Here is a 13622-nt window from a genome sequence, read left to right on the forward strand (position 1 = left end):
AGCATCCGCCCCTTCTCATGATTCAACCGAGGTCACTCCCCGCTGGCGACCGCCAGGTCGGGGGTGCCGGCGATCGCGCCGCCGCCGGTGTTGACACCGACCGCGACGGGGCCGCCGTCGCGCGGGCCGTGCTCGAACAGGAACTGCCCGTCCTTCGCATCGACCTTCACGTGGTCGCCGGAGTTGAGCTCGCCGTGCAGGATCTTCTCCGACAGACGGTCCTCGACCTCGTGCTGCATCGCGCGACGCAGCGGTCGGGCGCCGAGCGCCGGGTCGAAGCCGATCTCGATGAGACGTTCCTTCGCGGCCTGCGACAGCTCGATCGTCATGTCGCGGTCCAGCAGACGCTCGCCGAGGCGCTTGGTGAACAGATCGACGATCTGCACCAGCTCTTCCTTCGACAGCTGCGGGAACACGATGATGTCGTCGACACGGTTCAGGAACTCGGGCTTGAAGTGCCGCTTGAGCTCTTCGTTCACCTTGCCCTTCATCCGGTCGTAGCTGGTCGAGTCGTTGCCCTCGATCTGGAAGCCCACGGGACCGCCGGCGATGTCGCGCGCACCGAGGTTGGTGGTCATGATGATGACCGTGTTCTTGAAGTCCACGATCCGACCCTGACCGTCGGTGAGACGACCCTCTTCGAGGATCTGCAGCAGCGAGTTGAAGATGTCAGGGTGGGCCTTCTCGATCTCGTCGAAGAGCACCACACTGAAGGGCTTGCGCCGCACCTTCTCGGTGAGCTGGCCACCCTCTTCGAATCCGACGAAACCGGGAGGGGCACCGAACAGACGCGAGACGGTGTGCTTCTCACCGAACTCGCTCATGTCGAGCGAGATCAGCGCAGCCTCGTCGTCGAACAGGAACTCGGCGAGAGCCTTGGCGAGCTCGGTCTTTCCGACACCCGTGGGGCCGGCGAAGATGAACGAGCCGGAGGGGCGCTTCGGGTCCTTGAGACCGGCACGCTGACGACGGATCGTCTTGGAGAGGGCGGCGATCGCCTCTTCCTGACCGATGACACGCTGGTGCAGGGCCTTCTCCATGAAGACGAGTCGGCTGGACTCCTCCTCCGTGAGCTTGAAGACGGGGATGCCGGTGGCCTGCGCGAGCACCTCGGCGATCAGACCCTCGTCGACGACCGCGGAGGTCGCGACGTCGCCTGCACGCCACTGCTTCTCGAGACGCAGACGCTCGGCGAGGAGGCTCTTCTCCTCATCGCGCAGGGATGCGGCCTTCTCGAAGTCCTGCTCCTCGGAGGCGACCTCCTTCTGCTCACGCACGGCGGCGATCTTCTCGTCGAACTCGCGCAGCTCGGGCGGGCTCGACAGGATCGACAGACGCAGGCGTGCGCCGGCCTCGTCGATCAGATCGATGGCCTTGTCCGGGAGGAACCGGTCGGAGACGTAGCGGTCGGCGAGGTTCGCCGCGGCCACGATCGCGCCGTCGGTGATCTGCACCTTGTGGTGCGCCTCGTAGCGGTCGCGGAGTCCCTTGAGGATGTTGATCGCGTGCGGCAGCGTCGGCTCGTTGACCTGCACCGGCTGGAAGCGGCGCTCGAGCGCTGCATCCTTCTCGAAGTGCTTGCGGTACTCGTCGAGCGTGGTGGCACCGATCGTCTGCAGCTCGCCACGGGCGAGGAGCGGCTTCAGGATGCTGGCCGCGTCGATCGCGCCCTCAGCGGCACCCGCACCCACCAGGGTGTGGATCTCATCGATGAAGACGATGATGTCGCCGCGCGTGCGGATCTCCTTGGTGACCTTCTTCAGGCGCTCCTCGAAGTCACCGCGGTAGCGGGACCCGGCGATGAGCGAGCCGAGGTCGAGCGAGTAGAGCTGCTTGTCCTTCAGCGTCTCGGGCACATCGCCCTTGACGATCGCCTGTGCCAGACCCTCGACGACGGCGGTCTTGCCGACGCCGGGCTCGCCGATCAGGACGGGGTTGTTCTTGGAACGGCGGGAGAGGATCTGCATGACCCGCTCCGCCTCCTTCTCGCGCCCGATGACGGGGTCGAGCTTGTTGTCGCGCGCGGCCTGCGTGAGGTTGCGGCCGAACTGGTCGAGCACGGCGGAGCCGCCCTGGGCGCTGGCCTGCGAGTCGTTCGTCTGCGCACCGACGGAGGCCGGCTCGCGGCCGGGAGCGCCGGAGAGCAGCTGGATGACCTGCTGGCGGACCTTGTTGAGGTCGGCGCCGAGCTTGACGAGCACCTGGGCGGCGACGCCCTCGCCCTCGCGGATGAGGCCGAGCAGGATGTGCTCGGTCCCGATGTAGTTGTGGCCGAGCTGCAGGGCCTCGCGGAGGCTGAGCTCAAGAACCTTCTTGGCGCGCGGGGTGAACGGGATGTGCCCGGTCGGCTGCTGCTGACCCTGGCCGATGATGTCCTGCACCTGCTCGCGCACGGCGTCGAGGGAGATGCCGAGGCTTTCGAGCGCCTTGGCGGCGACACCTTCGCCCTCGTGGATGAGACCGAGCAGGATGTGCTCGGTTCCGATGTAGTTGTGGTTGAGCATCTTCGCCTCTTCTTGGGCGAGGACGACCACTCGACGGGCTCGGTCCGTGAATCTCTCGAACATGCTGTGACTCCTTATTCGCACGGGGCGAAGACGCGTGAAGCGCTTGTACATCGAGAGTAACCACCACATCGGGCACGTATGCCCGTGTTCGCCGTGGGCATACCGGGGGTTGACCGTGTTATCGACAGTCGTTATGTTAACGAATGTCGATAACACGGGTCCTGAGGGGACCGACGAGAAGGGGACGACATGACCGAGGCACAGACCACGAACAGAACAGCCACGCTCTTGGAGAAGACCGTGCTGGGCTTCATCGCCGGAGCGGCGGCGGCCATTGCCGTCGTCGATCTCATCGGCGCCGGCATCCGCTCCGCCGTTCTGATGGCGAGCGAGGCGATCACGATCCCGTCGATGCCCCTCCGCTCGGTCGATGCGAAGGCATTCCTCGACGTTCCCGCCGTCTCCGACGCGCACTACGACACCGTGACGATCACCGCCGAGGGGCTGAGCCTCTCGCCGCGCCTGTTGCTCGCGATCGCCGACGGTCTGGCGATCCTCGGTCCGGTCGCCCTGTGCTTCGCGGTGGCGTGGCTCTGCCTCCGCCTGTTCATCGGACGCCCATTCGGCACCGCCGCCACCTGGGGCATCGGAGCCGCGGCCATCGCCGTGATGCTCGGCGGTCTGCTGAGCCAGGCCGTGCGCGCCAACGCCTTCAGCGAGGTGTCGCAGGAACTGGGACTCACGCCCGCGGGCGTGCCGACGTTCGAGATGTCCATCGACCTCGCGCCTCTCGGGTGGGGACTCGCTCTGGCCGTCGTAGCCGGCGCTTTCGAGATCGGGCAGCGGCTGCAGCGCGACACGGAAGGACTCGTCTGATGCCCCGCACCACCACCGCCCCCACTCGCTCCGAGACCGCGGACGCCATCACCGTGATCCTCTACGCGGCTGCGGCGCTCGTCACCGTCGCATTCGCCACGATCCTGCGCGTCGCCAGCACCTTCCGCGAAACGGGGATCGCCTGGACGGTCCCCATCGACCAGCAGCCGATCTCCGCCACGACCGACTCCGGTGCCATCTCGATCGAGGGGTTCGCGGACGAGGCGATGGTCATCGCCGACGGGGTGAACGCGGCCTCGGTCACGGCCATCATCGCCGCCATCGCGCTGTGGGCTCTCGCGGCCGTCGCGGTCATCGCTGCGGTGACGCTGGTCGCCTGGAACTTCCTCCGCGGACGCTTCTTCGTCCGTCCGAACGCGCGAGCCTTCGATGTGATCGGCTGGACGCTCGTCGGCGCTCCGATCCTGATCGTGATGCTCGAGACGATGGGCCGCAACGGCGTCACCTCCGCTCTCGGCATCGGCGACGGGGAACCGGTGCATCCGATCGAGTTCTGGAGCGTCGCGCCGATCTTCGCCACCGGGGTGACGGTGGGCCTGATCGCGGTGGCATTCCGCCGCGGCATCCGGTTACAGAACGAGAAGCTCGCGCTCGAGAAGGAAACGGAAGGACTCGTCTGATGCTCAGCTTCGGTTCGGACGAGGTGTGGCCGTCCCTGCTCAACATCGGGATCGCGCTCGCGGTGATCACGGTCATCCTCGGTGTCGTCGTGTGGAGAGGGCGTCGCAGGGGGAGCCGCACGATCGCGCTGGATGCGGCACTCACGCTCTCCGGGTGGTGGATCCTGTTGTCCGCGGTGGGAGCCGTGATCACCATCTTCAAGGCGTTCACCGTCCCCTGGGCGGAGTTCGACGGTCAGACCCACGTGTATCTGGATTGGCCGACCGGTCTCTCGTGCTCGGAGTTCGGCGACAGCGCCACGACGATGCTGACCTGCGGCAGCGAACAGCTCTCCGAGTTCACTGTCGGCCAGGCATCGCTCGGGCTCCGGCTGCTCGCGGCGTCCGCACAACTGAGCAGCCTCGCTCTGGCCACCATGCCCGCGGTCATCGTGGCGGTCATCTGCTTCCAGACGCTGCGTGGCCGCGCATTCTCGCGCTCCGTGACGCGTAGCCTGACCGGCGGCGCGATCGCCGTGCTCGTGTTCGGCGTGACGGCCGACGTCCTGAGCGGGATCGCCGCCACGGCCGGTCTTCGCGAGGTCTTCACCCCGGACAGCGAGTGGTATCCGTCGTTCTACCAACTGACCGTCACGCCGCTCCCCTTCGTCGGCGCGCTCGGCCTGCTGGCCCTCGCCGCCGTGTTCCGACAGGGCACACGCCTCGAGCAGGAGCGGGCGCAGCTGCAGCAGGAGAAAGCGGCTCTCGAGAAGGACACGGAGGGACTCGTATGACCCCGGCCGAGAGCGACGACGAGTTCACCGGCATCCACTGCCGACTCGACGAGCTGCTCGCCGACCGCGGGATGACGCTCACCGAGCTGAGCGCCGCGGTGGGGGTGAGCATCGTGAATCTGTCGGTGCTGAAGAACGACCGGGCCCGCGCCATCCGCTACTCGACCTTGCGGGCGATCTGCGAGGCGCTCGACTGCGAGGTCGGCGACCTGCTGGTGCTCGCACCGCGCTGAGCCCCGCACGGATTGTCATCCTTCGTCATATCCACCCAGGGAATTCTCAGGCAGCCATAGCGTTGGGCCTCATGGCGCGTACTCGGCGCGCCGCGATTCTGGAGTCCCCACCTCATGAGCACCACCGCACGCGCCCAGAAGGCGCCTGACACCCGCGGGCCGGTCCGGAAGCTGCTGACCTCGTTCGGCTTCCAGATCCTCGCAGCCCTCGTCCTCGGCATCGCCGCCGGTCTGATCGGCCGCCAGCTCGGCGCCACCGCCGAGAACCCGACAGGGCTGTCGGCCACGCTCGACACCATCGGCAACTCGTATGTGACGCTGCTGCGCGCCGCCGTCGTGCCGCTGATCTTCACCGCCATCGTCGCCAGCATCTCGAACCTGCGCCGCGTGCAGAACGCCGCGCGCCTCGCCGGCCAGACGATCCTGTGGTTCGCGATCACCGCGTTCATAGCCGTCATCATCGGCATCGTCCTCGGCCTCGTGATCCAGCCCGGCAACCGCGCCGGCGAAGGCCTCGAGCCCGGTGACCCGTACACCGTGGGCACCTGGTGGAACTTCCTGCTGGGCCTCATCCCGCAGAACTTCCTCGGCCTCACCGTCAACACCTCGCCCGGTGCCGTCGAGGGGACCTTCTCGTCGAGCGTCGGCTTCAACATCCTGCAGGTGATCGTGGTCGCCGCCGTCGTCGGCATCGCCGCGCTCAAGGCCGGCAAGAAGGCCGAACCGTTCCTCGTCTTCACCGAGTCGCTGCTCAAGGTCATCCAGCGCGTGCTGTGGTGGATCATCCGCATCGCCCCGCTCGGCACGTTCGGTCTCATCGGCTCGGCCGTGATCAAGTACGGCTGGGAGAAGCTGGCCTCCCTCGGCTGGTTCGCCGCCGCGGTCTACATCGGCCTCGCGCTCGTGCTGTTCGTGGTCTACCCGATCCTGGTGCGCACCCACGGCCTGTCGATCAAGCAGTACTTCTCGGGTGTGTGGCCCGCGGTGCAGCTGGCCTTCGTCAGCCGCTCCTCGATCGGAACGCTGCCCCTCACCGAGCGCGTCACCGAGCGCAACCTCGGCGTGCCCCGCTCCTACGCGTCATTCGCCGTACCTCTGGGCGCCACCACCAAGATGGACGGCTGCGCCGCGATCTACCCGGCCATCGCCGCGATCTTCGTCGCGCAGTTCTTCGGCATCGAGCTGAACTTCGTGCAGTACCTGCTGATCGTGATCGTCTCGGTCGTCGGCTCCGCTGCGACCGCCGGCACCACGGGCGCCGTGGTCATGCTCACGCTGACGCTGTCGACCCTGGGCCTGCCGCTCGAGGGCGTGGGACTGCTGCTCGCGATCGACCCGATCCTCGACATGGGCCGCACCGCGGTCAACGTGGCGGGCCAGGCGCTGATCCCGACGATCGTCGCCAAGCGCGAGGGCATCCTGAACGAAGACCTCTACAACGCGCCGCGCGAGGGGCTGCCCTTCGCCGACGACTCCGGTGACGACGACGCCCCCGAGGCGGATGCGTCCTCCGACAAGGAGCCGGTCAGCGCCCGCTGACCTCACCCCGCGACGCCAGAGCGCCTCGTCCCCTCATGGGGCGAGGCGCTCTGCCGTTCAAGGATTCAGGCGTGCGGGGGTGCGGGGATTCAGGCCCGACTCTGCTGGCGGGTGGCTCCACGGGTGTCGAGCGCGAGCTCCTCGGCATCCATCGCGGCGATCAGCTCGCGCATGACCTCTTCGTCGAGGTTGCCCGCATCCCGCTCGGCGAGGAGGATCTCGCGCCGGACCTGCAGCCAGCCCTTCGACAGCGTGACGAGGTCTTCATAGGAGGGCCGGCTCGCGGCGTCCTCCACCTTCTGCGCCTCATCGGTGTCCTTCTCGACCCTGGTCATGCGCTTGGTGAAGGCGTCGAAGACGCTGAGATCGACTTCGCCGTACTTGCCCTCCCACTCGATGCGCTTCTCGGCGAGGTACTTCTTCCCGGCCTCGCGGCTCTTCGCGCGGACCTCGGCGAGGGCTGCCTCATCCTCCTCCTCATCCACGTCGCTGGCGATGCCGAGACTGCGGATCAGCATCGGCAGCGTCAGCCCCTGGATCAGCAGCGTGCCGACCGTGACGATGAACGCCACCACGACGATCGCGTGCGAGGCCTCGGTGTCGAGGGTCGCGAGGTCGGCGGCCGCCACGGCGATCGCCAGCGTCACCACCCCGCGCATTCCCGCCCAGGAGATGACGGCACTGTCCTTCCAGGTGAGCTGGAGCCCTGCCATCTGCTCGCGCACGATGTGACTGCGCAGTTCGTCGGCGGTGTACTTCGCCCAGCGCCTGGACCTGCGGTGCCGCTTGTCGAACTCCCCGGATTCGACACCGCGATCCCAGCGTTCGAGACGTTTGCGATCCTGGAAGTTCGACCACGCACTCGTCGGGTAGATGAAGAGGGGCCGCACGATGACGACGACGAGCAGAACCGCCCCGGAGAGCAGCAGGATCTGCCCGACCGATTCACTCCCGAGGTCGCTGAGCACGCGCGGGAACTGGAGGCCGATGTACGCGAACACGAAGCTCTCCAGCAGCAGATCGGCCGAGAGCCACAGCGGCTTCTCCTGCTGACGCGTGGTGTAGTCGGTGCGCGGCGAGTTGTAGCCGACGTAGAGCCCCATCGCCACGACGGCGAGCACTCCCGACCCGAGCAGATGCTCGGCGATCGCGTAGGCCCCGAACGGCGCGAGGAGCCCGAACGTGCCGATCACGACCGGATCGCTGATGCGCATGCGCAGCTGGTGCAGGACGATGCCGAACACGAGGCCCACGGCCACGCCGACGCCGACCGCGAGGAGGAACTGCCCGATGCCGCCCAGCACGGAGACGGTGGCGCCGGCGAGGATCGCGGCGAAGACCCGGTACAGCGTGAGCGAGGTCGCATCGTTGATCAGGCTCTCTCCTGAGAGCACCGTCATGATGCGGCGGGGCAGCCCGAGTCGGCGACCGATCGCCGCGGCGGACACCGCGTCCGGCGGGGCCACGATCGCCCCGAGGAGCAGAGCGCCGGGAAGAGTGAGGGAGGGCAGGATCCACCACGCAACGAAGCCGACGGCGAGTGCCGTGAGCAGAACCAGCCAGATGCCGAGGCGGCGGATCTGCGGCAGGCTCCGTTTGAATCCGACGAACGACACGTCCAGCGCCGCCGAGTACAGCAGCGGCGGCAGCACCAGGCTGAGGAGGAGGTGCCCGTCGATGTCGAGTTCCGGCACGAACGGCAGGAAGGATGCGGCGAGCGCCACGACCGTCACGAGCAGCGGTGCCGGCCATCCGCGCCAGCGCGCGAACGCGGCGACGGCGACCGACCCGACGAGGACGTAGAAGATGCCTGCTTCCATGCCTCAACGGTAGTGGTCGGGTCCGATGGACGGTCGACCGCTTCGCACCATCGATCAGTCGGCGACGTGGAGGCCCTTCCCGCGCTGAGCGTCGAGAGCCTCGCGGAGCTGCTCGTTGCGCACCTGCAGGTGGTCGTTCGCATCCTGCAGATCGAGCATCCGGGCGATCCCGGCGATGTTCACGCCGTCTTCGCGCAGCGAGGCTGCTCGCCGCAGCCGTTCGATGTCGTCATCGCTGTAGCGGCGTGTTCCGCCTTCGCTGCGGGCGGGGGTGAGCAGCCCCTTGCTCTCGAACAGGCGGAGCGTCGCTTCGGGGAGGTCGACCAGCTGCGCCGCGACGGCGATGCCGTAGAGCGGCGTCCGGCTGTCACGATGCACCATGCGGTCGTCCCTTGAGGTCGGCGGGATTCGGAGTTGCAAATCTAACACGAGCTGTCGTATAAAAAATCTATAGCAACAGTGCAGATCTTCTGCACGACAGATTCGCCCGTCAGGGCAGCACGAAAGGAGAACCTCATGGCACTGACCTTCGATCCCTTCAGCCAGCTCGATCGCTTCGCCGCGAGCGTGCTGGACTCCGTTCGCGCTCCCCGGCCGATGCCGGTGGACCTGTTCCGCGACGGAGACCGCTATGTGCTCCACGCCGATCTTCCGGGTGCCGATCCCGGCTCGATCGACGTCGATCTCGACGGCGGCCAGCTCACGATCCGCGCGCAGCGCACCCCGGACACTCGTGACGGCGTGCGCTGGCTCGCCCGGGAACGCGGATCCGGCTCCTTCCTGCGACAGTTCTCGCTCGGCGAGGGAGTCGACCTCGACGGCATCAGCGCCTCGTACGAGAGCGGCGTGCTGTCGGTGATCATCCCGGTGAGCGAGCGTGCGAAGCCGCGCAAGATCACGGTGGAGTCCGCTGATCAGCGCGAAGCCATCGACGCCTGAGGATCGGCGTCTGGCGATCGGTGGGGGCGGCAGGAGTGCCGCCCCCACCCCCCTCCACGGAAAGGACGATCCACCTGGCCCTCACCCCCGCACTCGGGCGAACCGGGCGGGGTGGGGAATGACGACGCTCCCGAGGGCGTTGGAGAAGAGGATGTCCGATACAGCTCTCTCCGTCCTCGACCTCGTTCCGGTCCGCACCGGCCAGACCAGCGCCGAGGCCATCGCCGCCTCACTCGCCCTTACGGAGGCCGCCGAGCGCCTCGGCTATCGCCGCTACTGGTTCGCCGAGCACCACAACATGCCCTCGGTGGCATCCACCACTCCGCCCGTGCTGATCGCCGCTGCGGCCACCCGCACCTCGCGTCTGCGCCTGGGCTCGGGCGGCGTGATGCTGCCCAACCACGCACCGCTCATCGTGGCCGAGCAGTTCGCCGCCCTCGAGGCGATCGCGCCAGGACGCATCGACCTGGGCCTCGGCCGTGCACCGGGCAGCGATCCGGTGATCACGCAGCTGCTGCGCGGCTCGGGAACCACCAGCGACGTGGAGCAGTTCCCACGTCATGTGCAGGACATCGCCGCGCTGCTCTCGGGCGACGGGGCCACCGTGCGCTTCACCTCCGGCGGCGAGTACACGGTGCGTGCGACACCGGCGGCGACCGGCACCCCCGAGGTGTGGCTGCTCGGGTCGAGCGACTACTCCGCTCAGCTCGCCGCCTCGCACGGACTGCCCTACGTCTTCGCGAACCACTTCTCGGGGCAGGGCCTCGAGCGCGCGCTGGATCTCTACCGCACCGGCTACCGCCCGAGCGAGGAGCACCCGGAGCCGCGCACGTTCCTGACCGTGAACGCCGTCGCCGCCCCCACGCCGGAGGAGGCGGAGGCCCGCGCACTCCCCCAGCTGCGGATGATGGCGCGCCTGCGCCTGAACCAGCCCCTCGCCGCCCTCGAGACCGTCGAGCAGGCGGCGGCCGCCGTGACCGACGCCGCGACCGACGAGGTCGTGCAGGCCGCCCGCTCGCGGTGGTTCGTCGGCACGGGCGAGAGCGTCGCGGCCGAGGTGCGCGCCTTCGCCGACCGCTACGGCGTCGACGAGGTCATGCTGTCCCCCGTCGCGGGTGCCTACGACGCCGAGCCGAACGATGTCCCGACCGGCCGCGCACAGACACTGGAGCTCATCGCCGCCGCCCTGCACCGCTGATGTCGAGCGCCTGTCAACCCCTGGCATTCCCGGCGGCACAGGCGTAGCGTCACGAACAGTGCCGTCGACAGGGGCGCGGCCCCTTCGGCGAACGCACTCTCGGCAGCAGCAGAAGGAGTTCGACGATGAGCACGACCAAGACTCTCGCCCTCTGGGTGGCCTACGGCCGCAACGGCGTCGTCGGCAGCATCCGCCACGACGAAGACGGCTACACGGTCACGATGGTCGGATCCGACGCGGCCACGGGCACGTACCCGAGCCTCGCCTCGGCGAAGGGTGCCCTGCACTCCCATATGGCCCCTGGCAGCGACTGGCCGCGTTTCCAGGAGCACTGAGACACGCGACGCCCCGGCCGCACCGGGCGGCGGGGCGGGCGGCGTCAGGCCTCCGGCTCGCCGGAGAGGATGCCGCGCAACCAATCGCGCGCCTCGACGAACACGTCGTCGGAGTAGCGGTCCGGGTACTGCACGATCTGCCGGTCCGCGCGCGGATACGAGCCGAGGAAGACGACACGCGGGCTGAAGCGGCGGATGCCGAGCAGCGCGTCGGCCATGCGCTCGTGCTCGATGTGGCCGTCGGCGTCGATCACGAATCGATAGCGGCCGAGTTCGTCACCGATGGGCCGCGACTCGATGAGCGACAGGTTGATGCCGCGGGTGGAGAACTGCTCGAGCATCTCGAGGAGCGAACCAGGGTGGTCGTGCGGGAGCTCGACGATCAGGGAGGTTTTGTCGGCGCCGGTCGGCTCGGGCGAGCGGGTCGTGCGGGTGACCAGGACGAAGCGGGTCACGGCCTGCGCGTTGTCGCCGATGCCTTCTGCCAGGACGTCGACGTCGTAGTGGTTCACGATGCCGGGGGCGGCGATCGCGGCTTGCGCGGCCAGCGTGCCGTCGAGGACGCCGATCGCGGAGGCGACGTTGCTCGATGCGGGCACGTGCGAGTGCGACGGCAGGTTCGCGCCGAGCCAGCCATGGCACTGGGCGTAGGCCACCGGATGCGCCGCGATCACCTCGACCTGATCGAGGGTCGTCCCCCGAGGTGCCACCAGCACGAAGTTCACCCGTACCAGGTACTCGCCGATGATGCGGAGCCCTGGGAGCGTCGCGAGAGCATCCTGCGTGGTGGAGACGCCGCCCTCGATCGAGTTCTCGATCGCGATCATCGCGGCGTCGCTGCGACCTTCGAGGACGTCCGCCAGAGCTTCGCCCACGTTGTGCACGGGGCGCCAGTCCTGGCCGCGGGCCTCGGCCACCTGATCGAGCGCCGCCTCCGTGAAGGTTCCGGCAGGGCCGAGATAGCTGTAGGTGCGGCGTTCAGTCACGGGTTTCACCTTAGCCCTCGGCGGGCCGACCGCTCTTCCTGGTGACTTCTCGGATGCGATCGGGCCGATCAGGGGGCAGACTGAGGGGATGACCAGCCGTGCCGGCCTCCCCGCGGAGGAAAGTGACCTAATCGACGTCGATGAACTGATCGCCGCCTACTACGACCGCACACCGAACCCCGAGGTCGCGGCCGAACGGGTTGTCTTCGGCACCAGCGGCCATCGCGGATCCTCGCTGTCGAACAGCTTCAACGAGAACCACATCCTCGCCACGACGCAGGCGATCGTGGACTACCGCGATGCACAGGGCATCACCGGTCCGCTCTTCCTCGGCCGCGACACCCACGCGCTGTCGCTTCCCGCCGAGCGCAGTGCGATCGAGGTGCTGCTCGCGAACGGCATCGACGTGCGCGTCGACTCCCGCGACTCGTGGGTGCCCACGCCGGCGCTCAGCCACGCGATCCTCACGTACAACCGCGGCAAGGCGGCCGACGACCCCAGTCGCGCAGACGGCATCGTCGTCACCCCCTCGCACAACCCCCCGCGCGACGGCGGCTTCAAGTACAACCCGCCGCACGGCGGACCCGCAGACACCGACGCCACGGGCTGGATCGCCGACCGCGCGAACGCCCTCATCGCCGCGGGCCTCGAGGGTGTGAAGCTGGAACGCTTCGCCGACATCGACTGGGATTCCCTCACCGGCTACGACTTCCGCGACGCCTACGTGCGCGACCTGCCGTCGATCATCGACATCGACGCCATCCGCTCTGCCGGTGTCAGCATCGGCGCCGACCCCCTCGGCGGGGCCTCCGTCGAGTACTGGGCGCTGATCGCGGAGATGCACGACCTCGACCTCACTGTCGTGAATCCCGAGGTCGATCCGACCTGGCGATTCATGACGCTGGACTGGGACGAGAAGATCCGGATGGATCCGTCGTCGCCTTCCGCGATGGCCTCGCTGGTGGCGAAGAAGGGCTCCTACGACGTCCTCACCGGCAACGACGCCGACGCCGACCGGCACGGCATCGTGACCCCGGACGCCGGGCTGATGAACCCGAACCACTATCTCGCCGTCGCCATCGACTACCTCTTCTCGCACCGCGAGGGTTGGCCGCGCGACGCCGCGATCGGCAAGACGCTGGTGTCGTCGATGATCATCGACCGCGTGGCCGAATCGCTCGGCCGGCGCCTGCTGGAGGTGCCGGTCGGATTCAAGTGGTTCGTCCCCGGACTCCTCGACGGGTCGGTCGCGTTCGGCGGCGAGGAGTCGGCCGGCGCCTCGTTCCTCCGCAAGGACGGCTCGGTCTGGTCGACAGACAAGGACGGCATCCTGCTGTGCCTGCTGGCCGCCGAGATCATCGCCGTCACCGGCAAGACCCCGTCGGAGCGGTATCGCGAGCTGGAGACCGCTTTCGGCGCCTCGGCCTATCAGCGCGTCGACGCACCGGCCACGCCGGAGCAGAAGGCCACCCTCGGCAAGCTCGCCCCCGAAGCCGTGACGGCGACCACGCTCGCCGGTGAGGACATCACCGCGAAGCTCTCGCACGCGCCCGGCAACGGCGCGGCGATCGGCGGGCTCAAGGTGCAGACCGAGCACGCCTGGTTCGCCGCCCGCCCGTCGGGTACCGAAGACGTCTACAAGCTCTACGCCGAGAGCCTGCGTGGCCCCGAGCACCTCGCCGAGGTGCAGGCCGAGGCCCGTGCCGTGGTGTCGGCCGCGCTGGGCGGCTGACCCCTCCCGCGCAGCGAGCGACGACCCCGGCCCCACATGGCCG

General features: G+C 68.4%; 13 protein-coding genes. 9 read left to right on the forward strand and 4 right to left on the reverse strand.

Annotated elements, in window-relative coordinates:
• Positions 1-32 precede the first annotated feature (32 nt).
• Positions 33-2567: an ATP-dependent Clp protease ATP-binding subunit gene (locus D514_RS26850; RefSeq protein WP_017829420.1), complete on the reverse strand. Its 2535-nt coding sequence runs from the start codon at positions 2565-2567 to the stop codon at positions 33-35.
• Positions 2568-2756: 189 nt separating this feature from the next.
• On the opposite strand from D514_RS26850, the gene D514_RS38060 reads away from it, so the two are divergent.
• The 5 genes from D514_RS38060 (at position 2757) to D514_RS26875 (ending at position 6569) form a co-directional block, all read left to right on the forward strand.
• Entirely contained in the window at positions 2757-3383 is a 627-nt protein-coding gene (locus D514_RS38060; protein WP_017829421.1) for a hypothetical protein, read from the forward strand.
• On the forward strand, positions 3383-4024 hold the full coding sequence (locus D514_RS26860) for a hypothetical protein (protein ID WP_017829422.1): 642 nt from the start codon (positions 3383-3385) through the stop codon (positions 4022-4024). Before D514_RS38060 ends, D514_RS26860 begins: the two co-directional genes overlap by 1 nt.
• Positions 4024-4797 carry a hypothetical protein gene (locus D514_RS26865; protein ID WP_017829423.1) on the forward strand — a complete coding sequence of 258 codons (774 nt, stop codon included), beginning with the start codon at positions 4024-4026 and terminating at the stop codon, positions 4795-4797. The genes D514_RS26860 and D514_RS26865 overlap by 1 nt, the downstream gene beginning before the upstream one ends.
• Positions 4794-5030: a helix-turn-helix transcriptional regulator gene (locus D514_RS26870; RefSeq protein WP_017829424.1), complete on the forward strand. Its 237-nt coding sequence runs from the start codon at positions 4794-4796 to the stop codon at positions 5028-5030. Before D514_RS26865 ends, D514_RS26870 begins: the two co-directional genes overlap by 4 nt.
• Positions 5031-5144: 114 nt before the next feature.
• A complete protein-coding gene (locus D514_RS26875) occupies positions 5145-6569 on the forward strand; it encodes a dicarboxylate/amino acid:cation symporter (RefSeq protein WP_017829425.1) in 1425 nt (474 codons plus the stop codon).
• 89 nt (positions 6570-6658) lie between these two features.
• Here D514_RS26875 and D514_RS26880 read toward each other — a convergent pair whose 3' ends face one another.
• Both D514_RS26880 and D514_RS26885 read right to left on the reverse strand, forming a co-directional pair.
• Positions 6659-8389, reverse strand: a complete 1731-nt coding sequence (locus D514_RS26880) for a sodium:proton antiporter (RefSeq protein WP_017829426.1) — start codon at positions 8387-8389, stop codon at positions 6659-6661.
• A 54-nt stretch (positions 8390-8443) separates the two neighbouring features.
• Positions 8444-8770, reverse strand: a complete 327-nt coding sequence (locus D514_RS26885; RefSeq protein WP_017829427.1) for a MerR family transcriptional regulator — start codon at positions 8768-8770, stop codon at positions 8444-8446.
• A gap of 135 nt (positions 8771-8905) precedes the next feature.
• Between D514_RS26885 and D514_RS26890 the strand changes: the two genes are divergently transcribed.
• The 3 genes from D514_RS26890 (at position 8906) to D514_RS26900 (ending at position 10861) form a co-directional block, all read left to right on the forward strand.
• Positions 8906-9328, forward strand: a complete 423-nt coding sequence (locus tag D514_RS26890) for an Hsp20/alpha crystallin family protein (RefSeq protein ID WP_017829428.1) — start codon at positions 8906-8908, stop codon at positions 9326-9328.
• Between the two features lie 151 nt (positions 9329-9479).
• A complete protein-coding gene (locus D514_RS26895) occupies positions 9480-10526 on the forward strand; it encodes an LLM class flavin-dependent oxidoreductase (RefSeq protein ID WP_017829429.1) in 1047 nt (348 codons plus the stop codon).
• A gap of 125 nt (positions 10527-10651) precedes the next feature.
• Entirely contained in the window at positions 10652-10861 is a 210-nt protein-coding gene (locus D514_RS26900; protein ID WP_017829430.1) for a hypothetical protein, read from the forward strand.
• A gap of 44 nt (positions 10862-10905) precedes the next feature.
• Here the strand turns inward: D514_RS26900 and pheA are convergent, their stop codons facing one another.
• Positions 10906-11847 carry a prephenate dehydratase gene (gene pheA / locus D514_RS26905; protein ID WP_127483035.1) on the reverse strand — a complete coding sequence of 314 codons (942 nt, stop codon included), beginning with the start codon at positions 11845-11847 and terminating at the stop codon, positions 10906-10908.
• Between the two features lie 88 nt (positions 11848-11935).
• Here pheA and pgm point away from each other — a divergent pair, with 88 nt between their 5' ends.
• Positions 11936-13579, forward strand: coding sequence for a phosphoglucomutase (alpha-D-glucose-1,6-bisphosphate-dependent) (gene pgm / locus D514_RS26910; RefSeq protein WP_017829432.1), 1644 nt, complete (start codon positions 11936-11938; stop codon positions 13577-13579).
• The last annotated feature ends 43 nt before the right edge of the window (positions 13580-13622 follow it).

The organism is Microbacterium sp. UCD-TDU (genome assembly GCF_000340625.1).
GTDB lineage: Bacteria > Actinomycetota > Actinomycetes > Actinomycetales > Microbacteriaceae > Microbacterium > Microbacterium maritypicum.

What these genes read in the sequence shown, in the direction of transcription:
- D514_RS26850 (WP_017829420.1), bottom strand. Translation starts at nt 2,567, where the DNA reads ATGTTCGAGAGATTCACGGACCGAGCCCGTCGAGTGGTCGTCCTCGCC.
- D514_RS38060 (WP_017829421.1), top strand. Translation starts at nt 2,757, where the DNA reads ATGACCGAGGCACAGACCACGAACAGAACAGCCACGCTCTTGGAGAAG.
- D514_RS26860 (WP_017829422.1), top strand. Translation starts at nt 3,383, where the DNA reads ATGCCCCGCACCACCACCGCCCCCACTCGCTCCGAGACCGCGGACGCC.
- D514_RS26865 (WP_017829423.1), top strand. Translation starts at nt 4,024, where the DNA reads ATGCTCAGCTTCGGTTCGGACGAGGTGTGGCCGTCCCTGCTCAACATC.
- D514_RS26870 (WP_017829424.1), top strand. Translation starts at nt 4,794, where the DNA reads ATGACCCCGGCCGAGAGCGACGACGAGTTCACCGGCATCCACTGCCGA.
- D514_RS26875 (WP_017829425.1), top strand. Translation starts at nt 5,145, where the DNA reads ATGAGCACCACCGCACGCGCCCAGAAGGCGCCTGACACCCGCGGGCCG.
- D514_RS26880 (WP_017829426.1), bottom strand. Translation starts at nt 8,389, where the DNA reads ATGGAAGCAGGCATCTTCTACGTCCTCGTCGGGTCGGTCGCCGTCGCC.
- D514_RS26885 (WP_017829427.1), bottom strand. Translation starts at nt 8,770, where the DNA reads ATGGTGCATCGTGACAGCCGGACGCCGCTCTACGGCATCGCCGTCGCG.
- D514_RS26890 (WP_017829428.1), top strand. Translation starts at nt 8,906, where the DNA reads ATGGCACTGACCTTCGATCCCTTCAGCCAGCTCGATCGCTTCGCCGCG.
- D514_RS26895 (WP_017829429.1), top strand. Translation starts at nt 9,480, where the DNA reads ATGTCCGATACAGCTCTCTCCGTCCTCGACCTCGTTCCGGTCCGCACC.
- D514_RS26900 (WP_017829430.1), top strand. Translation starts at nt 10,652, where the DNA reads ATGAGCACGACCAAGACTCTCGCCCTCTGGGTGGCCTACGGCCGCAAC.
- pgm (WP_017829432.1), top strand. Translation starts at nt 11,936, where the DNA reads ATGACCAGCCGTGCCGGCCTCCCCGCGGAGGAAAGTGACCTAATCGAC.